General features: G+C 73.1%; 18 protein-coding genes and 1 riboswitch. Of the genes, 11 read left to right on the top strand and 7 right to left on the bottom strand.

Translation table 11 applies throughout. The annotated features are described in order from the left end of the window. Positions 1-287 precede the first annotated feature (287 nt). Entirely contained in the window at positions 288-1,646 is a 1,359-nt protein-coding gene (locus ACF9IK_RS06030) for an NAD(P)/FAD-dependent oxidoreductase (protein WP_395293201.1), read from the top strand. A gap of 102 nt (positions 1,647-1,748) precedes the next feature. Here ACF9IK_RS06030 and ACF9IK_RS06035 read toward each other — a convergent pair whose 3' ends face one another. Next, positions 1,749-2,939 carry a GDSL-type esterase/lipase family protein gene (locus ACF9IK_RS06035; protein ID WP_395293202.1) on the bottom strand — a complete coding sequence of 397 codons (1,191 nt, stop codon included), beginning with the start codon at positions 2,937-2,939 and terminating at the stop codon, positions 1,749-1,751. Positions 2,940-3,095: 156 nt separating this feature from the next. After that, on the bottom strand, positions 3,096-4,433 hold the full coding sequence (locus ACF9IK_RS06040) for an aminotransferase class I/II-fold pyridoxal phosphate-dependent enzyme (RefSeq protein WP_395293203.1): 1,338 nt from the start codon (positions 4,431-4,433) through the stop codon (positions 3,096-3,098). A 34-nt stretch (positions 4,434-4,467) separates the two neighbouring features. Here ACF9IK_RS06040 and ACF9IK_RS06045 point away from each other — a divergent pair, with 34 nt between their 5' ends. From ACF9IK_RS06045 to ACF9IK_RS06070, 6 genes are all read left to right on the top strand, one after another. Continuing rightward, positions 4,468-5,130 (top strand): pyridoxamine 5'-phosphate oxidase family protein, encoded by a 663-nt coding sequence (locus tag ACF9IK_RS06045; protein ID WP_395293204.1) that lies wholly within the window; start codon positions 4,468-4,470, stop codon positions 5,128-5,130. A gap of 12 nt (positions 5,131-5,142) precedes the next feature. Continuing rightward, complete coding sequence (locus ACF9IK_RS06050) at positions 5,143-5,799, top strand: FMN-binding negative transcriptional regulator (RefSeq protein ID WP_395293205.1); 657 nt, start codon at positions 5,143-5,145, stop codon at positions 5,797-5,799. Positions 5,800-5,915: 116 nt separating this feature from the next. Beyond that, a complete protein-coding gene (locus ACF9IK_RS06055) occupies positions 5,916-7,328 on the top strand; it encodes a sugar porter family MFS transporter (protein WP_395293206.1) in 1,413 nt (470 codons plus the stop codon). 99 nt (positions 7,329-7,427) lie between these two features. After that, positions 7,428-8,129, top strand: coding sequence for a dienelactone hydrolase family protein (locus ACF9IK_RS06060; protein WP_395293207.1), 702 nt, complete (start codon positions 7,428-7,430; stop codon positions 8,127-8,129). 146 nt (positions 8,130-8,275) lie between these two features. Further along, positions 8,276-9,571, top strand: a complete 1,296-nt coding sequence (locus ACF9IK_RS06065) for an MFS transporter (protein WP_395293208.1) — start codon at positions 8,276-8,278, stop codon at positions 9,569-9,571. 121 nt (positions 9,572-9,692) lie between these two features. Further along, on the top strand, positions 9,693-10,226 hold the full coding sequence (locus tag ACF9IK_RS06070; protein ID WP_395293209.1) for an HAD domain-containing protein: 534 nt from the start codon (positions 9,693-9,695) through the stop codon (positions 10,224-10,226). On the opposite strand, the gene ACF9IK_RS06075 is transcribed toward ACF9IK_RS06070, so the two are convergent. After that, entirely contained in the window at positions 10,204-10,995 is a 792-nt protein-coding gene (locus ACF9IK_RS06075) for a CPBP family intramembrane glutamic endopeptidase (protein WP_395293210.1), read from the bottom strand. The two genes, ACF9IK_RS06070 and ACF9IK_RS06075, sit on opposite strands and share 23 nt — an antisense overlap. Before the next feature lie 139 nt (positions 10,996-11,134). Continuing rightward, positions 11,135-12,640, bottom strand: coding sequence for a glutamate--cysteine ligase (locus tag ACF9IK_RS06080; RefSeq protein WP_395293211.1), 1,506 nt, complete (start codon positions 12,638-12,640; stop codon positions 11,135-11,137). Between the two features lie 365 nt (positions 12,641-13,005). Between ACF9IK_RS06080 and ACF9IK_RS06085 the strand changes: the two genes are divergently transcribed. Both ACF9IK_RS06085 and ACF9IK_RS06090 read left to right on the top strand, forming a co-directional pair. Next, entirely contained in the window at positions 13,006-13,578 is a 573-nt protein-coding gene (locus tag ACF9IK_RS06085) for a hypothetical protein (protein ID WP_313766697.1), read from the top strand. A gap of 432 nt (positions 13,579-14,010) precedes the next feature. Then, the gene (locus ACF9IK_RS06090; RefSeq protein ID WP_238864564.1) at positions 14,011-14,202 is read left to right on the top strand and encodes a DUF5999 family protein; all 192 of its coding nucleotides are present in this window, start codon (positions 14,011-14,013) and stop codon (positions 14,200-14,202) included. 111 nt (positions 14,203-14,313) lie between these two features. Here ACF9IK_RS06090 and gcvP read toward each other — a convergent pair whose 3' ends face one another. Beyond that, the gene (gene gcvP / locus ACF9IK_RS06095; protein ID WP_395293212.1) at positions 14,314-17,214 is read right to left on the bottom strand and encodes an aminomethyl-transferring glycine dehydrogenase; all 2,901 of its coding nucleotides are present in this window, start codon (positions 17,212-17,214) and stop codon (positions 14,314-14,316) included. A gap of 236 nt (positions 17,215-17,450) precedes the next feature. Beyond that, a riboswitch (glycine riboswitch) is annotated at positions 17,451-17,554 on the bottom strand. 224 nt (positions 17,555-17,778) lie between these two features. Here gcvP and ACF9IK_RS06100 point away from each other — a divergent pair. Both ACF9IK_RS06100 and ACF9IK_RS06105 read left to right on the top strand, forming a co-directional pair. Further along, positions 17,779-18,978, top strand: coding sequence for a PRC and DUF2382 domain-containing protein (locus ACF9IK_RS06100; protein ID WP_395293213.1), 1,200 nt, complete (start codon positions 17,779-17,781; stop codon positions 18,976-18,978). Positions 18,979-19,124: 146 nt separating this feature from the next. Then, a complete protein-coding gene (locus ACF9IK_RS06105; protein ID WP_395293214.1) occupies positions 19,125-20,615 on the top strand; it encodes an MFS transporter in 1,491 nt (496 codons plus the stop codon). A gap of 149 nt (positions 20,616-20,764) precedes the next feature. Here ACF9IK_RS06105 and ACF9IK_RS06110 read toward each other — a convergent pair whose 3' ends face one another. Both ACF9IK_RS06110 and ACF9IK_RS06115 read right to left on the bottom strand, forming a co-directional pair. Beyond that, the gene (locus ACF9IK_RS06110) at positions 20,765-21,943 is read right to left on the bottom strand and encodes an IS30 family transposase (RefSeq protein WP_395298423.1); all 1,179 of its coding nucleotides are present in this window, start codon (positions 21,941-21,943) and stop codon (positions 20,765-20,767) included. Between the two features lie 284 nt (positions 21,944-22,227). Continuing rightward, positions 22,228-23,721, bottom strand: coding sequence for a DNA polymerase IV (locus ACF9IK_RS06115; protein WP_395293215.1), 1,494 nt, complete (start codon positions 23,719-23,721; stop codon positions 22,228-22,230). Positions 23,722-23,728 lie beyond the last annotated feature (7 nt).

A 23,728-nucleotide genomic window follows, 5' to 3' on the forward strand; every position in this document is an offset into this window, starting at 1 on the left:
CGTCCGGGCCGCCCCGCCGACCACCCGAGCGGCCCCGTCCACCGCCCCCTGCCACTGCCCGTTGTTCCCGCCCCACCCCGAGCCCCCACGCCGCCGCACCGCCCCGTGCCCACGCCTCGCTCCCTGCGGCCGACGGCCGGCCCTCCGAGCACCCCGCCGGCCCCGTCGGCCCGGCCCTCCGCCCATCAGCCCCGCCCCGGTGGCAGCCCGCGCTGCTCCGTGCGAGTGTGGCGGGCAGTAACAGCCTCGGACCCTGCACGGTACGACCTGCACCTAAGGGATGAGCGATGGAACGACCTCGGATCCTGATCGTCGGCGGTGGCTTCGCCGGACTGGAGTGCGCCCGGCGGCTGGAGCGCAAGCTCTCGCCCTCGGAGGCGGAGATCTCGCTGGTCACGCCGTTCAGCTACCAGCTCTACCTGCCGTTGCTGCCGCACGTCGCGGCCGGCGTGCTGACCCCGCAGTCGGTCGCGGTGTCGCTGCGCCGCTCCCTGCGCCGCGCGCACATCCTCCCCGGCGGCGCGATCGGCGTCGACCCGCGCTCCAAGGTCTGTGTGGTCCGCAAGATCACCGACGAGGTGGTCGCGCAGCGGTACGACTACCTGGTGCTCGCGCCCGGCAGTGTCACCCGCACCTTCGACATCCCCGGCCTGACCGACTACGCGCGCGGCATGAAGACGCTCGCCGAGGCGACCTACGTCCGCGACCACGTGATCGCACAACTCGACCTCGCCTCAGCCACGTTGGACCAGCGGGAGCGCGAGTCCAGACTGCAGTTCGTGGTGGTCGGCGGCGGCTACGCGGGTACCGAGACGGCAGCCTGCCTGCAGCGGCTGACGACGGCGGCCGCCCTACGCTACCCGCGCCTGGACGCCCGGCAGATCAAGTGGCACCTGATCGACATCGCCCCCAAGCTCATGCCCGAGCTGGGCGACGCACTCGGCACCGCCGCGCTGGAGGTGCTGCGCGGGCGCGGCATCGAGGTGTCGCTCGGCGTCTCGGTCGCCGAAGTCGGTGCGGAGTCGGTCAAGTTCACCGACGGCCGGGTGCTCCCCTGCCGCACCCTGATCTGGACCGCCGGCGTCGCGGCCAGCCCGCTGATCGGCACCCTGGACGCCGAGACGGTGCGCGGCCGGATCGCGGTGACCGCCGAGATGCGGGTGCCCCAGTTCGAGGGCGTCTTCGCGCTCGGCGACGCGGCCGCGGTGCCGGACCTCGCCAAGGGCGACGGCGCGGTCTGCCCGCCGACCGCCCAGCACTCCGCCCGCCAGGGCAGGGTGGTGGCGAACAACGTGATCGCCGCCCTCCGCGGCCAGCCCCTGGAGCCGTACTACCACAAGGACCTGGGCCTGGTGGTGGACCTCGGCGGCAAGGACGCGGTGTCCAAGCCGGTCGGCGTCGAGCTGCACGGCGTCCCGGCACAGGTGGTGGCACGCGGCTACCACCTGATGGCGATGCGCACCAACGTCGCCAAGTTCCGGGTCGGCGCCAACTGGCTGCTGAACGCCGCTGCCGGCGACGACTTCGTCCGCACCGGCTTCCTCGCCCGTCAGCCCGCCCGGCTGCGCGACTTCGAGTACACCGACGCATATCTGACGAAGGATCAGGTGCGGGCGCACGCCCAGGCACTGCTCGCCAAGGGCTGACCGCCGGACGGCCGGTGCCCTGCCCCGCGACGGTCCGCGGGGCAGGGCACCGGCCGTCGGCCCGGGAGGACCGGAGGCCGACCCCACGAGCGTCCGGCGAGGCTACTCTGCGACCAGGTACATTCCGCTCGCGTCGCGCCCGGCGGTGTTGCGGCACGCGTAGCCACCGCTCGGCCGTGCGTACATCAGGGTCAGGCACCGGCCGAGCGCCTGCTGCCCGTAGTAGTTGGGGTGCATCGACTCCTGGACGGTGCCCTGCGAGCTGCTGAGGCCGGCGTCGACGAACCGGGCCCACTCACTGGTGGTGGCCGAGGGTGCGGAGGCCCCGGTGGCCTGGCGGGTCGCCGTGGAGCAGACCTCGCGGCCCTGCAGCATGTCGGAGAGGTCCATGAACTGCACGCCCTTGGCGGCGGCCACCTTGCCCAGTTCCCGGGAGATCTGCGGCACCAGTGAGTCCCGGGCCCAGTCGGCGTCGCCGTCCCAGAACGGGCAGCCCCCGGTGCTGGCGCGGGTCCAGCCGCTCTCCGGGTAGCGCATCTCCGCACTGCGCGGGATCGGCGAGGGGTAGGACTGCAGCACGATCCGGTAGTCACCGGCCCGGTAGCCGGCGCCGGTCATCACCGTCCGGATCTCGTCCAGGGCCTTGCCGACACCGGCCATCGCCTCCGGCATCCGCGAGTCGATCTCCTCCTGCTGGTCGTCGTGACAGTAGGAGTACCAGATCAGGTAGTCCTTCACGCAGGTCTCGATGACGTCGGAGAAGCCGAGGTCGTTGCCTCCGATCGAGAGCGTGACCACCTTGACGTCGTACTGGGCCGCCACGGCGGCGAGCTGGTCGGCCTGCGGAGCCTCCCCCTTGAACGACTGGCCACCGTTGGCCGCGCGGTAGACGTTGGCGGCGACGGCTCCGGAGCAGGCCAGGTTGATCTGGGTCTGCGCGACGGTCGGGGCGCTGCGCACCTCGGCGACGTCCGAGCGATCGCACCCGCTCGCGTACGTGCTGCCGTAGATCCGCGCCGGGTCGTATCCGCTGCCCGTCCAGGACCGGTCGGTACCGGCCCGACTTCCGCTGGTGACAACGGAGTTGCCCTTCCAGCGGCCGGCCTCGCCGGAGATGTAGCTGTCGCCCAGGGTGACGCTGGCGGTCGCTCCCGTCCCGGCGGCGGCGTGGGCCGGGGCGGCGGCGCCGGCCACCAGGCCGACGGCGCTCAGCGGGAGGGCGAGGACGGCGGCGAGCAGTCGCCGGGTGAGGCGGGTGGTTCTGCGGGTGATGCTCGAACTTCTTTCGGGCACGGCGGAACTCCTGCTGTCGGTCCCACCCGTGTGTGGGGACGGGGGAGACGCGTAGGTGAGGGTGGGCCGCCGGCCGGTGGCGCGATGAAGATGGCACGCCCGCGGTTGTTACCGCTAGGTATCTGCAGCAGGTTTCTCGTTGTGTTACCGGTCGGTTCAGATCAGTCGCGAGACGGCACCGTCCGTTCCCAGGACGGCCGCCAGATCATCGGCCAGCCGCCGCGCGTCCGCGGGGTCGAGCTCGGAGACCGTGAGCCGCATACCGGGAGGCGACTGCAGCCGGTAGCGCGCCCCGGGCGCTGCCACCCAGCCACGCTGCACCAGCGCGGAGAGCGCCGTGGTCTCGTCCGGCACCGGCACCCACACGTTCAGTCCGCTCGCTCCGTGCGCCTCGATCCCGCGCGCGGCCAGCTCGCCCAGCAGGGCGTCCCGCCGCTCCCGGTAGGCAGCCGCCACCCGCTCGGCCGGCGCAGCGTCGGTACGCCACAGCTCGGCGACGGTGCGCTGGAGCAGGTGGCTGACCCAGCCGGCGCCGAGCCGCTGCCGCCCGAGCACCCGGCCGACCGTGTCCGGGTCGCCGACCGCGACCGACAGCCGCAGGTCCGGCCCGTACGCCTTGGCCGCCGAGCGCACCACCGCCCAGCGCGCCGGCCCGGCGCCGACCAACGGGTGGTACGGCTGGTCGACGATGCCGTGGCCGTGGTCGTCCTCGATCAGCAGCACGTCGGGGTGGCCGGCCAGGACGGCGCGCAGCTCCCGAGCGCGCTCGGCGGTGAGCGCGGCGCCGGTCGGGTTCTGCGCCCGGCCGGTGACCACGACCGCGCGGGCACCGCGGGCCAGCGCCTCGTCGAGCGACTCGGGCAGCGGTCCCGCGTCGTCCAGACGCACCGGCGCCGCGCGCAGGCCGAGGGCCGGCAGCAGGTCCAGCAGGCTCCCCCAGCCCGGGTCCTCCACCGCGACGGCGTCGCCGGGGCGCAGCCAGGCGAGCAGGATCCGCTCGATGGTGTCGAGCGAGCCGGAGGCGACGGCGATCGGGGCGTCCGGCAGGCCGTCGGACCGGAAGCCCTCCGCGGCCAGGGCGAGCAGCCCGGGGTCTGCGGACGGGTGCCCGTAGCGCACCGGGTCGCGCCGGGCGGCCTCGGCGGCGACCGCGAGGGCCGGCGCGAGGTCGGGCAGCTGGCCCAGGTCGGGGTTGCCGTGGGAGAGGTCGCGGGCGTGCGGCGGGACGGGCAGCCGGATCTGGTCGCGAGGGGTGTGGGCGGGCCGGGAGCGGATCCGGCTGCCCTTGCGGCCGGCGGTCTCGATCACGCCCCGGTCGCGGAGCAGCCGGTAGGCGGCGGCCACGGTGTTGGGGTTGACCCCGAGTTCGGCGGCGAGGTCGCGCAGCGGGGGCAGCGCGGTGCCCGGCGCGAGCCGGCCGCTGCTGACGCCCTGCTCGACGTCGGCCGCGATATCGCTGGCGCGCCGCCCCTTGATCGGATAGTCTCCTAGCACAAAACAGATTATGCACTAGTACATAGAGGTTGTCATGTCAGACGGCGCCGCGTCCTACGCCCGCACACCGCGGACCACCCCCACCCGCTACCGGGAGCGCGCGACCTGGGAGCAGGACGCCATCCACGCCGTCCTGGACGGCACCTGGCTCTGCCACCTCGGTTTCATCGCCGACGGCGCCCCGGTCGTGCTGCCGACCGTCTACGCGCGGGTCGGCGACCGCCTCTACATCCACGGCTCCACCGGCAGCCGCCCGATGCGCGGTGCCAAGGGTGAGCAGGGCCTGCCGGTCTGCGTCACCGTCACGCTCGTCGACGGCCTGGTGCTGACCAAGTCCGCGTTCAACCACTCGGTCAACTTCCGCTCGGTGGTCGCCCACGGCACGGCCCACCAGGTCACCGACCCCGAGGAGCTCTCGGTCGCGCTGGACGCGTTGGTGGACCAGGCCGTCCCCGGCCGCTCCGCCGAGGTCCGTCCGGCCAACGCCAAGGAACTCGCCGCCACCGCCGTCATCCGCCTGGTCCTCGACGAGGTGTCCGCCAAGACCCGGGACGACGACGCCGACGACGACGAGGCGGACCTCGGCCTCCCCTACTGGGCCGGTGTGGTGCCGGTGTCCACCGTGCTGGGCACGCCCGCACCGCACGCCTCGACCACCGTCCCGCTCCCCGCGCACCTGCGCGACCTCGTCGGCTGACCGGCGCCCGCGATGCTGATCCGCTCCTGGGACCGCGGCGACGAGGCCGAGTGGCGGGCGTGGCTCGCCGAGGGCCGCGACTTCGGTCTGCTCGCCGCCAACGGCCCGCCCGGCGAGGGCCCGGTGCTGGTCCCGACGCACTTCCTGCTGGACGCCGGGCGCGGCGAGATCCTGCTCCACCTCGCCGCGCCCAACCCGCTGCTCGCCGCGGTCCGCACCGACCCGGCGGTGACCCTCGCGGTCACCGACGACTACGCGTTCGCCCCCGGGCACTGGCGCGGCGAACCCGGCACCCCGACCAGCTTCTACGCCTCGGTGCACTTCCACTGCACGGCCGAGCCGGTCGAGGACGCCGCCGGCAAGGCGGAGATCCTCAACCGCCAGCTGGCGCACTTCCAGCCGGAGACCCCGGACGTCCGCGTCGTCCCCGGTGAGGGTCCGCTCGGCCGGCAGCTGCCGGGCCTGTGCGGACTGCGGCTGACGGTCCGCGAGGTGCGCGCCAAGTTCAAGTACGACGACAAGAAGCCCGCCGACGAGCAGTACGCCCTCGCACGGCGCCTGGCCGAACGCGGGCACGGCCTCGACACCGCCGTCCGCGGCCAGGTGCTCCGCCGCAACGCCCGGCGCGCAGGGCGCACTTCCGGGCGCGCGGCCGAACAGCGCCCCTGACACACGGTCACCCGAACAGCCGGAAATCGGGCGGATCCGGGCCGGCGCTGATCGAATGTGAGACGAATCCTGCCCACTCGGCCGCGCCGACGGGCCCGTCCACTCGGGGAGCGTCCGTGTCGACAACCCGCAGCCATCCGGTCTCCGGCGAGGCGCACCTCGGGCACGTCGTGTTCATCTCCGCGGCCGCCGCGATGGGCGGCTTCCTGTTCGGCTACGACAGCGCGGTGATCAACGGTGCGGTGACGGGCATCCAGAAGCACTTCGGCGTCGGCAACGGCGAGACGGCCTTCGTGGTGGCGATCGCACTGCTCGGCTCGGCGGCCGGCGCGGTGGCCGCCGGCCGGCTCGCCGACCACCTCGGCCGGGTGCGGACGATGCTGCTGGCCGCCACCCTCTTCGCGATCAGCGGCATCGGCTCGATGTTCCCGCCCACCGTCCAAGTGCTCGCGCTGTGGCGGGTGGTGGGCGGTGTCGCGATCGGCATCGCCTCCGTCATCGCCCCGACCTACATCGCCGAGGTCGCGCCCACCGCCTACCGGGGGCGGCTCGCCTCGTTCCAGCAGATGGCGATCGTGCTCGGCATCACCGTCTCCCAGCTCGCCAACTGGGCACTCAACCAGGCCGCCGGCGGCGAGTCCACCGGCCACCTCGGCGGCATCCAGGCCTGGCAGTGGATGCTCGGCGTCGAGACCGTGCCCGCCGTCGTCTACGGGCTGATGGCGCTGGCCATCCCGGAATCCCCGCGCTACCTGATCGCCGACCACCGCGAGGCCCAGGCCCGCAAGGTGCTGCTGGAGGTGGAGGGTCAGGGGGTCGACCTCGACAGGCGGGTGGCCGAGATCCGCGCGGTGCTGGAGTCCACGCACAAGCCCCGCGCCCGGGACCTCATGGGCGGGCGCTTCGGCCTGCTGCCGATCGTCTGGGTCGGCATCGGCGCCTCGGTGTTCCAGCAGTTCGTCGGCATCAACGTGATCTTCTACTACTCGTCCTTCCTCTGGCAGTCCGTCGGCATCAACGAGTCCAACTCGCTGCTGATCAGCCTCTCGACCTCGATCGTCAACGTGATCGGCACGGTGGTCGCGATGGTGCTGGTCGACCGGATCGGCCGCAAGCCGCTGGCGCTGGCCGGCTCGGCCGGCATGGCGGCGTCCCTCGCCACGGCGGCCTGGGCCTTCTCCTTCCGGGTGGGCACCGGCGACACCGCCACCCTGGACGACACCTACGCCACCGTCGCGCTGGTCGCGGCGCACGTCTTCGTGTTCTGCTTCGCGTTCTCCTGGGGCGTGGTGGTGTGGGTGCTGCTCGGCGAGATGTTCCCCAACCGGATCCGGGCGCTCGCGCTGTCCGTCGCCGCCTCCGCCCAGTGGATCGCCAACTGGGCGATCACCGTCAGCTTCCCCGACCTCGCCGACTGGAACCTGTCGGCGACGTACGTCATCTACGCGGTCTTCGCACTGCTCTCCATCCCCTTCGTGGCCCTCTGCATCAAGGAGACCAAGGGCCGGGCCCTGGAGGAGATGGGCTGATCCGCCCACCGATCCGGCCACCGGCCCACCGACCGGCCCACCCGCTGAGCCCCCACCCACCACGCCGCCGCGCGCGGCCCGTCCCACCGAGAGGAAGTCATGCCTGACCAGGGCGGCTCCCGGCAGAACGTAACCTTCCCGAGCAACGGCCGCGAGGCCCACGGCTACCTGGCCCGCCCGCCGCAAGGCGTCGGCCCCGGCCTGGTGGTCGTGCAGGAGTGGTGGGGACTCACCTCGCACGTCGCCTCGATGGCCGACCGCTTCGCCGCCGAGGGCTTCACCGTCCTCGCACCCGACCTCTTCGGCGGCGCCACCACCCACGACAGCGCCGAGGCCGCCCGGCTCAAGCGCGAGCTGCCGGTCGAGCGGGCCGTGGTGGACCTGCGTGGCGCGGTGGGCTTCCTGCTCGGCCTGGACGGCGTGGTGGGCGACGCGGTCGGCGTGGTGGGCTTCTGCATGGGCGGCGGCTTCGCCCTGCTGCTGGCCGCCGCCGAGGGAGACCGGGTGGCCGCGGTGGTCCCGTTCTACGGGCTGCCGCCCGACCCGGACTTCGACTACCGGGGCCTCACCGCCCACGTCCTCGGCCACTTCGGCGAGCACGACCGCTCGATCCGGATGGCCGTCGTGGACGAGGCCGCGATCCGGATCGGTGAGGCCACCGACGTCCGGCCCGAGATCCACTTCTACCCCGCCGGGCACGCCTTCATGAACGACGAGAACCTGCTCGGCAGCTACGACGCGCTGCAGGCCGGGATCGCCTGGCAGCGCACCCTCAGCTTCCTCTGGGGCCACCTGGGCTGACCCCCCGCCGCGCCGGCCCGACCGGCCTGCCCGGCTCCCGCCCGAGCGCCGCCACGCCGCCACGGGGCACACCGACTCACCGGTCCGCCGTCGGGCCGTCCGGTTATCGGATGGACACGGAGCATCCGCCCCGGCATAGTCACGGGGTGCAGAGCCCATCCACACCCCCGCACGCCTCCCGGTTCGCCTGGGCCGGCCGCAACTTCCGCATCCAGGCCGCCGCCACCGTGATCAGCGGGCTCGGCAACGCGGGCGCCCCCATCGCCACCGCGTTCGCCATCCTGGAGGGCGGCGGTTCCACCGCGGACGTCGGCTACGTCACGGCCGCCCGGCTGCTGCCCACCGTCCTGCTGCTGGTGCTCGGCGGTGCCCTCGCCGACCGGCTGCCGCGCCACCACATCATGGTCGCCGCCAACCTGTTCAGCGCCGTCGCCCAGGCGGCCCTCGCCGCCCTCGTGCTCACGGGTGGGGCCGAGCTCTGGCAGCTGCTGCTGCTCTCCGCCGCCGGAGGCGCCGGCTACGCCTTCTACTCCCCCGCCGCCGGAGGCATGATCCTGGAGAGCGTCGCGCCCGAACACGCCGCGCGCGCCTTCTCGGTGTTCCGGATGGGCCTCAACGGCGCCCAGATCGGCGGCGCCGCGCTCGGCGGCGCACTGACCGCCGCGATCGGTCCCGGCTGGGTGCTCGCCGCGGACGCCGGCTGCTTCCTGGTCGCCGCCGTCCTGCGCTTCTTCCTGGAGACCCAGCCGCCCACCGCCGCCCGGGGCGGCGGCGTGCTGCGCGACCTGCGCGAGGGCTGGCAGGAGTTCGCCTCCCGCCGCTGGCTCTGGGTGATCGTGCTCCAGTTCTCCGTGCTGGTGGCCTGCATCAGCGCCGTCGAGGCGGTCTACGGGCCGATCGTCGCCAAGCAGCACCTCGGCGGGGCGCGGGCCTGGGGGCTGGCGATGTCGGCCTACGGGATCGGCCTGGTCTCCGCCGGTCTGCTGATGGTCCGCTGGCATCCGCGCCGGATCCTGCTGGTCGGCAACTGGGGCGTCTTCCTGTTCGGCGTGCCGGCGCTCGCCCTCGCGGTGGCCGCCCCGCTGCCGGTCCTGGCCGCGGCGATGTTCCTCTCCGGCGTCGGGGTCACCGTCTTCGGCGTCAACTGGATGATCGCGCTCCAGCAGGAGATCCCGGCCGAGGCCTTCTCCCGGGTCGCGGCCTACGACGAACTCGGGTCGCTCTCGCTGGCTCCGCTCGGCACCGCACTGGCGGGGCCGGCCGCCGACGCCCTCGGTCTCTCCGGCGCGCTCTGGGCGTGTGCGGTGATCTCCCTGGTGCTCAGCGCCGCCGTGCTGCTGGAGCCGCAGGTCCGCCGGCTCGCCCGGCGCACCCCTGCCGCCCCGACCGCGCAGTCCGGCGAGGCGGCCGAGCAGGTCGCGCCCGCCGGCGCCCACCACTGACCCCCGGCGTGACCGGCCCCGGCACGCCCCGTGCGCACCCGCGGGTGCCCCCGGTGGGCAACCGCCGGCGGACGCCACTCGTCCGACCAGATGAACGCCGGAGTGACACCTGAGGGGCCCGATGCCGAAGCCACTGCTGTTCCTGGACGTCGACGGAGTGCTCAATCCGGTCTGCCCCGACCCCGAGGGCGACTTCGACGCCCACACCCTGCTCGGCTGCACCGTCCTGCTCTCCGCCCGGCACGGCGAGTGGCTGCGCGAACTCACCGGGAACTACGAGCTGGTCTGGGCCACCACCTGGGAGGAGAAGGCCAACACCCACATCGCCCCGGCGATCGGCCTGCCCGAGCTCCCGGTGGTCCGCTTCACCGGCCACGTCCCGCAGCCCGGGGACCCTCGCGTACCGCTGATGGAGCTGTTCTCCGCCCGTAAGTGGGCCCCGCTGCTGCGCTACGCCGGCGGCCGCCCGTTCGCCTGGGTCGACGACGTGATCCCGCCCCGTCTGGTCCGCGGCTCGCTCTTCCGGCGCGACCGCCTACTGCTCCCGATCGACCCCGGCCAGGGCCTGGAGCGCCGGCACGTCGACCGGTTGCTCGCCCGGCCCCCGCGCACCGCCCTCGCCCGGTCGACGATCAGCCGGTGGGCAGCCAGCTGACGTGCCCGGCCAGCAGGGCGTACCCGACGAACGCCACGGTGTCGATCAGCGCGTGCGCCACCACCAGCGGCATCACCCGCCCCCACCGCCGGTACAGCAGGCAGAACACCACGCCCATCACCATGTTGCCGACCAGCCCGCCGACCCCCTGGTACAGGTGGTACGAGCCGCGCAGCACCGAGCTGGCCACCACCGCGGCCGGCCACGACCAGCCCAACTGCCCGAGCCGGCGGAGCAGATAGCCGAGGACGACGACCTCCTCCAGGATCGCGTTCTGCCACGCTGAGGCGACCAGCACGGGGATCCGCCACCAGACGTCCGGGAGGCCGGACGGCGCCACCGTCAGGTTGTAGCCGGCCGCCTGCGAGAGCAGGTAGAGCCCCAGCCCCGAGCCGCCGATCGCGGCCGCGACGACGGTGCCGCGGCCGAGGTCGCGCAGCTTCTGGCCGAGGTCGAAGCCGAGCACCTTCAGCGAGGTGCCCTCGCGCACCAGGAGGTAGCCGACCAGGACGACCGGCATCAGCCCGCGGGCGACGTAGTAGAGCTGCCAGGCGAGGTCCAGCCAGGGGCGGCCGGGGGCACGCGAGGCGTTCAGGGTCGCGACCTGCTGGCCGAGCTTCAGCGTCTCGGTGAGCAGGCCGGTGAAGCTGATCAGCGCACCGATGCCGCTGGCCCCCAGCGAGAGGCCGAGGACGGTCAGCAGCTCCACGCCGAGCAGCCGGCGCGTCGGCTTCGCGGTCTCCGGCTGTTCGGTCGAGGCGGTGGTCACGGCGTGCTCCAGCGGTCCGGCATCGCTCCGGCCGTCGGCCGACCGCCGGAGCGATCATCCTTCCACAGGAGGGCGTCGGGTCCGGGTCAAGCACCGGCCGGCCGAGGCGGACCCGCGGGCTCGCGGTACCGGACAGGGCTCAGCCGACCGGCCAGGTGTGGACGGGCTCTCCGGCACGCATGTACTCGACGTACCGGCGGGTCATCGCCGCCAGCGCGGCCGGCCGGTCCATCCCGAACTGCTCGCGCAGCCGGTGGAAGGTGGCGCTCTGCCAGGAGGCGCCGTTGACCCGGCGCAGGCAGCGCTGCTCGATGATGCCGAGGTAGCGGTCCCGATCCGCCGGCTCCACGCCCCACTCGTCCAGCCCCTGGTGGGCCAGCGGGAGCAGTTCGTTCAGCACCAGGTCGACGGCGGGGACGGCGGCCAGGCCGCCGCCGCGCCCGGCCCGGCCGTGCCGCGGCCACTGGAGGACGGCGTCGATGCCGTACCGCGCGGCCTGGCGGAAGTTCTCGTCGGCCCGCTCGAACGGCATCCTGGTCCAGATCGGGCGCGACTGCTCGGCCAGCACCCGGACCAGCCCGTAGTAGAAGGCCGCGTTGGCCAGCGTGTCGGCGACGGTCGGCCCGGCCGGCAGCGCCCGGTTCTCCACCCTCAGGTGCGGCACCCCGCCGCTGACGTCGTAGACCGGCCGGTTCCACCGGTAGATCGTGCCGTTGTGCAGCCGCATCTCGGCGAGCCGCGGCACGCCGCCGGAGGCGAGCACCTTGAGCGGGTCCTCGTCGTCGCAGATCGGCAGCAGCGCCGGGAAGTACTTCAGGTTCTCCTCGAACAGGTCGTACGCCGAGTCCACCCAGCGCTCGCCGAACCAGGTGATCGGGCGCACCCCCTGCGCCTTGAGCTCCGCCGAACGGGTGTCACAGGCCTGCTGGAACAGCACCGGCCTGGTCTCCCGCCACAGCTCGCGCCCGAACAGGAAGGGCGAGTTGGCGCCCAGCGCCAGCTGGGCGCCGCAGATCGCCTGCGCGGCGTTCCAGACCGAGGAGAATCGCTCGGGGGTGACCTGAAGGTGCAGCTGCAGGGAGGTCGCGGCGGCCTCGGCGACCATGGTGATCGACTCCAGCTGGAGGTGCTCGACACCCTCGATGTCCAGCGTGATGTCCTCGCCGCGGGCGGCCAGGATCTGGTCGCTGAGCAGGCTGTAGCGCTGGTTGTGGGACATCGCGTCCAGCCCGGTGTGGTCGTGATCCAGGGTCGGCAGGATGCCCACCATCACGATCCGCGCCCCGGCCTCGGCGGCCCTCCGGTCGGCGTAGCGCAGACCGGTGTCGATCTCCTCGCGCAGCTCCTCGAAGACGTGGCCGCAGAGCCGGTGCGGCGCGATGTTGACCTCGATGTTGAACTGGCCCAGCTCGGTCTGGAAGTCGCTCGAACCGATCGCAGTGAGCACCTGGGCGTTGTTCATCATCGGCAGGCCCTGCTCGTCGGCCAGGTTGAGCTCGATCTCCAGGCCCATCACCGCCCTGGGGCGGTCGAAGCGCTCCTCCCGGAGCATCCGTCCGAGCGCGTCGAGACAGGACTGGAGCTTGCGGCGGTAGAGCTGCCGGTCCGACAGGTCCGCCCGCGTCGCCACGACCTTCTCGCCCATGATCCCCTCCTCTGAGCCGCCCGGCCGAGCGACCGCGCAAGCATCATGCCCACCCCGAAGATCGATACCCGATTGCTTCGAACGGCTTGCAAAGCAAGGAAACTGACGGACTTTCAGCACATCTCCCGACTTGCCCGGGGCCACGGCCTGTGATAAACAGGTCACCCTGTGCACCTGTTCGATAGAATTCGCACTGCGCCCGGGCCGGCCCGCTACCGCTCCGAAACCCTCGTCGACGGGAGCGGCCGCGCCCGCACCGCGATCATGCACAACCGGACACGGCCAGGTCCCGTCACCGACGCACACCGCGCCCCGCCGGTATGCCGCACTCGCACGCCGATCTCGCACGGAGAGGCGACCCCGCCATGACTCTGCAGACCCCCCAGCCCCCGCCCAGCGCCCTGCGCGCGGTCCTCGCCGCGCTCGACTCGGAGACCGCGCTGCGCCAGCCCGCCGCCGCCGCGCTGCGCCATCCGGCCGGCCCGCTGCTGCCCGCGCATCCGCTCGCGGTCCACGTCCTGGACGGGCCGCGCCCCGAGCTCGCCGCCGCCCGGCGCACGGGCTGGCGCTTCCTGATCAAGGACGGGGCGGAGGTGGCCGCCGCGGCCGAGGTGGTGCAGGGCGTCGAGGGCCACACCTTCTCCCACTTCACCGCCGGCCCGTACCTGGACTCCACGGTGCGGGCGCTGCGCCAGGCCTGGCAGCTCGCCCAGACCTCCCGGGCCCGCCGGCAGCCCCGGCTGCTGACCTTCCCGGGGCAGTACGCGACGGCGCTCTGGCTGCACGGCCCGGACGGCGGGCCGGAAGGCGACCTGCTGATCCCGCTCGCGCCGGCCCCGCTCGGGGTGACCGCACACCGCGCCTACCCGGCCGCCGACCTGCTCCCGGTACTGGCCCGGGCGCCGCTCGGCCGTCCGCTGCTGCTCGGCTCCCCCTGAGCCGACACCCCCACCACCCCTGCGCGCGCCCGGGCAGCCCCCGCCCCGCGCGCCCCGATCGACTCCCCCGCCACCCGTCGCCCCCGTCACCCCTGTCACCTGCATCGCCCGCCCCACCCGGACGGGCCATCGGGCATGGCCCTCCCGGGTCAGTCCCCTGATGGCCCGTCCGGGCGTGATTTCTGCCCGAAGCCACCTGAACGGGTGATCTCTGCCCGCCGGTTGTGGCCCATGTCACCGAATTGCTGCGCGAGCGTCCCGGGATGCCGACACTGGGAACCAGCGTGGAAGGACCACCTGTCCTACCCACTTGAGCGCCGGTCCACACCTGCTCCGGCGCCGGACAGGATCCGACTACCGCGGCGGCTCCCGACGGCCACCCGAAGGCGCCGCATCACGGGGAGGATCGCAGAGCGAAGCGAGGGTACGCGTATGTGCCAGCACCGTCCTGAGTGCCCGACGGCCGAGTCCGAGGACCGCGAGGCGGCCGTGCCGGTGGCCTGCCACCCGGAGCAGGGCTGGAGCCTGCTCTGCAACGGCGTCCTGATGTTCGAGGACACGGGAGAACTGCTGCCCGACGGCCGGGTGATCGCCCCGCGCCGCCCCGTCGCCCACGCGGTCTGACCACCGTCGGCGGGGGCAGCCGCCACACGTACGGAGCAACGGGCAGGGCCCCGGCGGATCGTTCTGCCGGGGCCCTGCCGTCTTCCGTCCGCGATCGGACGCCGTCCTACGTCAGACGCCGTACTCGTCCAGCGGCGGGCAGGAGCAGACCAGGTTGCGGTCGCCGTACGCGCCGTCGATCCGGCTGACCGGCGGCCAGTACTTGTCCGCCGGGTTCACGCCCGCCGGGAACACGGCCTCCTGGCGGCCGTAGCCGTGCGCCCAGTCCCCGGCCAACGCGGCCGCGGTGTGCGGGGCGTTGCGCAGCGGGTTGTCGTCCGCCGCCCACTCGCCCGAGCCGACCTTCTCGATCTCGCCGCGGATCTCGATCATCGCGTCGCAGAACCGGTCGATCTCGTGCAGGTCCTCGGACTCGGTGGGCTCGATCATCAGGGTGCCGGCCACCGGGAAGGACATCGTCGGCGCGTGGAAGCCGTAGTCGATCAGGCGCTTGGCGATGTCGTCCACCGTCACGCCGGTCTCCTTGGTGAGCGGGCGCAGGTCGATGATGCACTCGTGCGCGACCAGGCCGCCGGGGCCGGTGTAGAGCACCGGGAAGTGCGGGGCCAGGCGCTTGGCGATGTAGTTGGCGTTCAGCACCGCCACCTGGGTGGCGCGCTTGAGGCCCTCGCCGCCCATGAGCCGGACGTACGCCCAGGAGATCGGCAGGATCGCCGCCGAGCCCCACGGCGCGGCCGAGATCGGGCCGACGCCGGTGGCCGGGCCGGCCTCCTCCTGCAGCGGGTGGTTGGGCAGGTACGGCGCGAGGTGCGCGCGCACCGCGACCGGGCCGACGCCCGGGCCGCCGCCGCCGTGCGGGATGCAGAAGGTCTTGTGCAGGTTCAGGTGCGAGACGTCCGCGCCGAACTTGCCGGGCTTGGCCAGGCCGACCAGGGCGTTGAGGTTGGCGCCGTCGACGTACACCTGGCCGCCGGCCTCGTGCACCATGCCGCAGATCTCGGTGATCTGGGTCTCGTACACACCGTGGGTGGACGGGTAGGTGACCATCAGCACCGAGAGGCTGTCCCGGTGCTGCTCGATCTTGGCCTTGAGGTCCTCGACGTCGACGTCGCCGTCGACCAGGGTCTTCACCACGACCACGCGCATGCCGGCCATCACCGCGGAGGCCGCGTTGGTGCCGTGCGCGGAGGACGGGATCAGGCAGACGTCGCGCTGCGTGTCGCCGTTGGCGTGGTGGTAGGCACGGACGGCCAGCAGGCCGGCCAGCTCACCCTGGGAGCCGGCGTTCGGCTGGATCGAGACGGCGTCGTAGCCGGTCACCTCGACCAGCTGCTGCTCCAGCTGGCGGATCAGGGTCAGGAAGCCCTGCGCCTGGTCGATCGGCGCGAACGGGTGCAGCTGGCCGAACTCCGGCCAGGTCACCGGCTCCATCTCGGTGGTCGCGTTGAGCTTCATGGTGCAGGAGCCCAGCGGGATCATGCCGCGGTCCAGCGCGTAGTCGCGGTCCGAGAGGCGGCGCAGGTAGCGCAGCATGGCGGTCTCGGAGCGGTGGCTGTGGAAGACCGGGTGGGTCAGGTACTCGTCCTCGCGCAGCAGCGCGGCCGGCAGCGCGTCGGCGCTCTCCGCGACCTCCACGCCCTCGACGCCGAACGCGGCCCAGACGCCCGCCAGGTGCTCGCGGGTGGTGGTCTCGTCGGTGGAGGCCGAGATCCGGTCCTCGCCGTCCTGGTACACGTTGACGCCGTTGGCGCGCGCGGCGGCGGCGATCTCGGCGGCGCGGCCGGGGACCACCGCGGTCACGGTGTCGAAGAACTCGCCGTGCAGCAGCTCGACGCCGCCGGCCCGCAGGCCCTCGGCGAGGGCGGCGGCGTAGCGGTGGGTGCGGCGGGCGATGTCGGCCAGGCCGTCCGGGCCGTGGTAGACCGCGTACATCGAGGCCATCACGGCCAGCAGCACCTGGGCGGTGCAGATGTTGCTGGTGGCCTTCTCGCGGCGGATGTGCTGCTCACGGGTCTGCAGCGCCAGGCGGTAGGCGCGGTTGCCGTCGGCGTCGACCGAGACGCCGACCAGCCGGCCCGGGAGCGAACGGGCGTACTCGGCACGCACCGAGAGGTAGCCGGCGTGCGGGCCGCCGAAGCCCATCGGCACACCGAAGCGCTGCGAGGTGCCGCAGGCGATGTCGGCGCCCAGCGAGCCCGGGGACTTCAGCAGCGTCAGCGCCAGCAGGTCGGCGGCGACGGCGACGATCGCACCGAGGCCGTGCGCCTGCTCGATGACGGCGGTGAGGTCGCGGACCACGCCGGTGGCACCCGGGTACTGCAGCAGCACGCCGAAGACGCCGCGCTCGGCGACCTCGGCCGGGATGCCCTCGGACAGGTCTGCGACGACGACCTCGACACCGGTCGGCACGGCGCGGGTGTTGATCACCGCGACGGTCTGCGGCAGGGTCTCGGCGTCGACCAGGAAGACGCCGCCCTTGACCTTGGTCACGCGGCGGGCCAGGGCCATCGCCTCGGCGGCCGCGGTGCCCTCGTCCAGCAGAGAGGAGCCGGAGGTGGGCAGGCCGGTCAGGTCGGAGACCAGGGTCTGGAAGTTGAGGAGCGCCTCCAGGCGACCCTGCGAGATCTCCGGCTGGTACGGCGTGTACGCGGTGTACCAGGCCGGGTTCTCCAGGACGTTGCGCAGGATCACCGGCGGGGTGAACGTGCCGTAGTACCCCAGACCGATCATCGGCTGGAGCACCCGGTTGCGGCCGGCCAGCTCGCGCAGCTCGGCCAGAACCTGCGCCTCGCTGCGGCCGGCGGGCAGGTCCAGCCCGGTGATGGAGCGGATCGCCTCGGGCACGGCGGTGGCGGCGAGCTCGTCCAGCGAGCCGTAGCCGACCTGCGCCAGCATCTTCTCCTGCGCGGCGGCGTCGGGGCCGATGTGGCGGTTCTCGAAGGGGCTGGCCAGCTCAAGTTCGGTGAGGGTCGAGGCGCCGGTGGGGCGTCCCGCGTTCGGCTGGGCGTTCATGTGGTCGAGGCCTCCTGGTCACGGACCGGCGGGGGTACGCACGCCGGGCGGCTCCGCCGCTGCGGACAACAGCGGTTCGGCCCGACAGGCGAACCCGACAGGCCTCCCCCTCTGTCATCGGGACCTGAGAGCTTCGCCCGCACGGGGCGCGGGGGCACCCGTCGGCTTGCACCGTCGGTGAGGGTGGTCGCCGTCGGCTCCCTCGCCGGCGGTCCTGCCCTGCTTTCCAGAGTGACCTATCCCACACGGTACGGATGCCTGAGAGATTCCGGGGAGGAGTTGCTCCTTCGGCGCCCCGACCGGCGTTCTCCGACGTCGGGGACTCTCCCGAGCGGGCTCGGCGGTCGCGCCCAGGGTACCAGCGGGAGGCGGTTCGATCACGGGTGTGCCGGGTCACTCGGCCGCCGCACGGGTGCCCCGTACGGAGCAGTGCGGGGCCCGTCCGGCGGCTCCCCGGTCGCGGGCGTCCGGTTCATGGCTTTTGGTGTGAAGTGGCGGTGTCGGACGGGCGGGCCGGCCGCCGGCCTGCGGGAGTTCCGCAGGCGCAGCGCACTGGAGGAAAGAGTGCAGACCGATATCGACCCCCGGGACCTCATCGGCCACAAGGCGGTCGACCGCAACGGAGACAAGATCGGCACGGTCGACGAGGTGTACCTGGACGACGCCACCGGGCAGCCCGAGTGGGCCGCCGTCCGGACCGGCATCTTCGGCCGGGACGCCTTCGTCCCCCTGACCACGAGCGAGTTCTCCGGCGACGAGCTGAGGGTTCCGTACGACAAGTCGCTGGTGAAGGAGTCACCGGACTTCGGCGTGGGCCAGCACCTGTCGCCCGCCCAGGAGCTCCAGCTGTACCGCTACTACGGGCTGGACACCGCGCTGGACGGCAACCGGTCGAACGGGGCGGGCTCCGGCTCGCAGCCCGCCGACCTGGACTTCGGCACCGTGCCCGCCGGCACGGCCGCGGCCGCCGGTACCACCGCGGCCACCACGAAGCCGGCCGCCACCAAGCCGGCCGCCTTCCACCCGGCCGACACGGCCGCCCCCGCCCATCACACCAGCCCGGCGGCCGATCTCGGCAAGCCGTCCGAACACGCCACGGAGGCCCACGTGCGGACCCTCGACAGCACCGCACCGGCCGCCGCCCCGGCGACACCCGCGGCCCCCGAGACGCGTCCGCAGGTCTCGGTCCCGACCGCCCCGGCGGTGCCCGTCGCCGCGACGACGGCGGCCCCGGACACGACGGCCACCCCCGGCACCACGGCCCCCGCCGCTCCGCTGGAGATCACCTGCCGCGAGGAGCGGCTGGACATCACCACCGAGTGGCACGTGCTCGGCACCGCGAAGCTGCGCAAGTACGTCACCAGCGAGCCGGTGGAGCGCCGGGTGCCGGTGGTGCGCGAGCGGGTCCGGGTCGAGCGGATGCCGGTCGGCGACACGGAGCGGGCCGCTCTCAGCGACAAGGAGATCGCCGAGGCGGTGGAGGAGGTGACGCTCCGCGAGGAGCGGCCGGTGGTCCGCAAGTACCTGGCCCCCATCGAACGGGTGCGCCTGGTGGTCGAGCGCTACACCACCGAGGAGGTGGTCCGGGACGAGCTGCGCCGGGAGCAGGTCGAGGTGCACGACGACACCGCCCCCGCCGCCGACCGCTCCGCCGCCTCGGGCTCCGGCCACTCCGCCGCCCCCGGGTCGCCGGCCTCGACCTCGGCCGAGCACTCGTCGTCCGACGCGCCGTCCCACCCGGCCCCCCTCAGGCCGCTGGCCTGAGCCCTCCCCTCTCGACCCGAAGGACCCCGGGCCCGGCCCGGGGTCCTTCGACTTTGCCAAAGCTTCACCGATCGATATTTGACACAATGAAGTATCTCCCGGCATGGTTGCTTCAGTTCATTCACTATGTACGGGAGGAAGCAACCGTGAGTGAGGCACCCCAGCCCACCACCGCGGCCGAGAAGCAGAGCAGCGCCCGGGTCCTGCCGGCCCTGATTCTGGCGATGCTGTCGTTCAGCGTGGTGCAGACCGCGGTCGTCCCGATCCTGCCCTCGCTGGCCAAGGAGCTCAGCGTCTCCGGCTCCAGCATCACCTGGCTGATGACGGCCAACCTGCTCTCCGCCGCCGTGCTCACCCCCCTGCTGGGCCGGTTCGGCGACCTGCGCGGCCGCAAGCCGATGCTGCTGATCTCGCTGACCGGCCTGGTGGCCGGCTCCGCGCTGGCCGTCAGCACCCACTCCTTCACCTGGCTGGTCGTCGCCCGCGTCCTCCAGGGCGCCGGCGGCGGCGTGCTCCCGCTGGCCATCAGCATCGTCCGCGACGAGCTGCCGAAGCAGAAGGTCACCGGCGGCGTCGCCGCCATCAGCGCCTCGATGGGCGTCGGCAGCGGCCTCGGCCTCGTCGCCACCGGTCTCCTGCTGGAGCACTGGAGCTACAAGTCCATCTTCTGGATGGGCCTGGTCTTCGGCCTGATCGCGGTCGCCCTGGTCGCCCTTCGGGTGCCCACCGACCCGGTCACCGACAAGGACGGCGGTGCCGACCCGCTCGGCGCGATCACGCTGGCCGGCTGGCTCTCCGCCCTGCTGGTCGCGGTCAGCCAGGGCAACAACTGGGGCTGGACCTCCACCCGCACGCTCGGCCTGTTCGCCGTCGCCGCCGTGGTCGCCCTGATCTGGGGCGTCATCGAGGTCAAGGTGAAGCACCCGCTGGTGGACATGAAGATGATGTCCCGCCCGGCCGTCGCCTTCACCAACCTCGCCGGCCTGCTGATCGGCTTCGGGATGTACGGCTCGTTCATGGTGATCAGCAACTTCGCCCAGACCCCGGAGAAGCTCACCCACTACGGCTTCACCGCCACCGTGCTGCACGCCGGTGTGATGCTGCTGCCGTCCGCCATCGGCTCGATGGTCGCCGCCCCGCTGGGCGCCCTGCTGATCGCCCGTCGCGGCCCGCGCCTGCCGCTGGTCCTCGGCGGCGTGCTCGGCGCCGTCGCCATGGCCTACCTGGCCGTGCGGCACAGCCACGAGGGCGACATCTACACTGCTTCGGCGATCTTCGGCCTGGGCATCGGCCTCGCCTTCTCGGCCATGCCGGCCTACATCAACGGCGCCGTCCCGGTCGAGCAGAGCGGCATCGCCAACGGCATGAACGCCGTGCTCCGCACCGTCGGCGGCGCGATCGGCACCGCGGTCATGGCCGCCATCCTGACCGGTGACACCATGAAGCTCCCGATCCCCGTCACGCTGCCCACCCTGGACGCCTACAAGCACGCGTTCTGGGTCGCCGCCGCGGTCTGCGTGGTGGCCGGCGCCGTGCCGTTCATGATCCGCACGATCAAGCCCACCGCCACCGTCACCGCCGGCGCCGAGACGGCGGACCTCGGTTCCAGCCCCACGCTGGCCAAGACCGACGCCTGACGAGGCGTCCACCCCCGCGCTCAGGGACAGGGCGCGGGGGAACCGGTCCCCGAGCGGTCGACGAGGGCATCACGACCGCCGAGGCCGGCACTGCAAACGGCCCCGCCCGGCCCTGGGCGGATTCTTGGGGTCCTCGCAACACCTGATGGCTATGTGGTCGTTAGTAGATCACGCAGGCGCTCGGCTGGGGTTCTCCAGTCGAGCGTTTTGCGTGGTCGGCCGTTGAGTTGTTGGGCGACGTGTTCGAGGTCTTCGGGGCTGTGGACGGACAGGTCGGTGCCCTTGGGGAAGTACTGCCGTAGCAGGCCGTTGGTGTTCTCGTTCGATCCGCGCTGCCAGGGTGAGTGCGGATCGCAGAAGTAGACCGGCACGCCCGTGGCCACGGTGAACTGCTTGTGCGCGGCCATCTCGCAGCCCTGGTCCCAGGTCAGCGAGCCGCGTAGGTGCTGGGGCAGGGTCTGGATCAGGGGCACCAGCACTTCCCGGACCTCCTCGGCGGTGTGCCCGCCGGGCAGGTGTCCGAGCAGGACGTAACGGGTGGAGCGCTCGACCAGGGTCACGATCGCGCTCTCGTTGCGGGTGCCGACGATCAGATCGCCTTCCCAGTGGCCGGGAACCGCCCGGTCCTCGACCTCGGCAGGGCGTTCGGAGATCATCACCATCTCGTCGACGAACCGGGACGTGCGCTGCTCCGGGCTGCGCTGCGGCTTGCGTCGGGTGCGCCCGGTGCGCAGTGCGAGTGCGACCTCGCGACGCAGCCCGCCGCGGGCCTGGACGTAGATCGCCTGGTAGACCGTCTCCGGACTCACCCGCATGCTGTCGTCGTCGGGGAACTCCATGACCAGAGCGTGACAGATCTGCTCGGGCGACCACCGTTTCCGCAGCCCGTCCGTGACGAACTCGCGCAGTGGACCGTCCTGGGCGAGCTTGGAGTCCTTGGGGCGCGCCCGGCTCCCGGCCCAGGCCCGCTGGGCGCGGTGCGGCCGGTAGAGGCCGTCGACGGAACGGGCATCGATCTCGCGTTTGACGGTGGAGGCCGGCCGGCCCAATGCCCGTCCGATCGCCCGCAGCGACCGGCCCTCACGGTGCAGGTCCGCGATCAGCTCCCGCTCGGCCACCGTCAAGAACCGGGGATGCAGCTCGGCCTCGACCGCCGCGAGGGACGGTGTGGCCTTGGAGGAAACGGTGCTGGTCATCCCCGTTGTGTAGTCGATCCTGCGCCCATCGGGGTATAGGCGCGCGTTGCCGATCTTGCGGATCCCGCGGTCCCAGTCCCGGGCGGTGCGCTCGTGGACCCCAACCCGTGCCGCGGCATCACGGCGTCGCACCCCGGACGCGCGTAGCCGCTCGTACTCCGCCCGGCCCGGATGCCCGCCCGTACCGGACTTCCCCCGGCCGCGGACACCGGCCTTCCGCGCCCAGCCGGCCGCCGTATGACGACTCACCCCGACCATCCGGGCAGCACCCGAGACGCTGCCGTCCTCCCGGTCCAACGCCTCGAAGAACCTCGCCTTCAACACCCCGAAATCCACGATCCCCGCAACTCCCTGAACTACAGGGTGTTGCGGGGATCGCTAGAACCCGCCCTGCCGGGTGGGGCCGCTTCGCATCCTCAGCCCTTCCCGGCGGGGTCCTGTCCTGCCGGGTCCTGTCCGGCCGGGTCCGCACCGGAGCCTCCCTCCCGACCACGCCGCTCCCCGGGCTCGGCAACCTCGGCGCCACCGTGCTCGCCCCGGCCCGCGTCCCGGTGCAGCGGCAGCGGCCGGGCCGGCTCCAACGCCGGATCGTCCACCGCGAAGGTCCGCACCCGCCCGGGCCCGCTCCACGGCGTCTCGAACCGCACCGTGACCCGCCCGACCCCGCTGCCCTGCACCCAGCCGGGGCCGAACTCGTCGTGGTGCACGTCCTGCCCGGGCATCCAGTGCCGCGCCACGGCCTCCTCCTCCGCCGCCGGCCCGTTCTCCTCCCCGGCCGGCACCGGGTGCTGCTCGGCGGCCGCCTCGGTCCGCTCCGCCTGGGCGAAGAGGTCCTCCTGGGTGTAGTCGGCCAGTTGGGAGACCCCCACGCCGAGCAGCCGCACGCCGCCCGTGATGTCCACCTGGGAGGCCAGCCGGCGCGCGGTCTCCGTGATCACCGCCTCGTCGTCCGTCGGACCGCGCAGCGTCTCCGAACGGGTCAGCGTGGAGAAGTCGAAACGCCGGACCTTCAGCACCACGGTCCGCCCCGACCGGCCGGCCGCCCGCAGTCGCCGCACGCACCGCGCGGCCAGCACGTCCACCTCGCGCAGCACCCGCTCGCGGTCGGCGAGGTCCACCTCGAAGGTGTCCTCCACCGAGACCGACTTCGCGTCCTGGTCGGCCACCACGGGCCGGTCGTCCAGCCCTATCGCCATCTGGTGGACGCCGACGCCGTGCGACCGCCCGAGCAGCTGCACCAGCTCGGCCTCCCCCGCCTCCGCAAGGTCGGCCACCGTGTTCAGCCCAGCACGGCGCAGCACCTGCTCGGTGGCCGGGCCGATGCCCGGGAGCGCCCGCACCGGCATCGGCCCGAGCACCGCCCGCTCCTCACCCGGCTCGATCAGCACCAGCCCGTCCGGCTTCGCCTGCTCGGAGGCGATCTTGGCCATCAGCTTGGACCCGGCAGCCCCGACCGAGGCGGTCAGCCCGGTACGCCGCTGGATGTCGGCCCGCAGGTCCTCCGCGAGGGCCACCACCAACCGCTCCCCCGTCCCGTGGTCCGCCTCCGCCAGCACCGGCCCGTACGGGCCCGCCTCAAGGTCGACGAACGCCTCGTCCAGGCTGAGCGGCTGGACCAGGGGCGACAGCTCCCGCAGCAGGCCCATCACGATCTCGCTGACCTGCCGGTAGGCCTCGAACCGCCCGGACAGGAAGGCCGCGTTCGGGCAGAGCCGGCGCGCCTGTGCCATCGGCATCGCCGAGTGCACCCCGAACCGCCGCGCCTCGTACGAGGCCGTCGAGACGACCCCGCGGCCGCCCAGGCCGCCGACGATCACCGGCTTCCCGCGCAGGCTCGGCTTGGCCGCCTGCTCCACCGCCGCGAAGAAGGCGTCCATGTCGAGGTGGATGATGCTCGGCAGCGACCGCACCTGCCGA

The sequence above is a fragment of the Kitasatospora hibisci genome (assembly GCF_043950205.1).
GTDB classification, from domain to species: domain Bacteria; phylum Actinomycetota; class Actinomycetes; order Streptomycetales; family Streptomycetaceae; genus Kitasatospora; species Kitasatospora hibisci.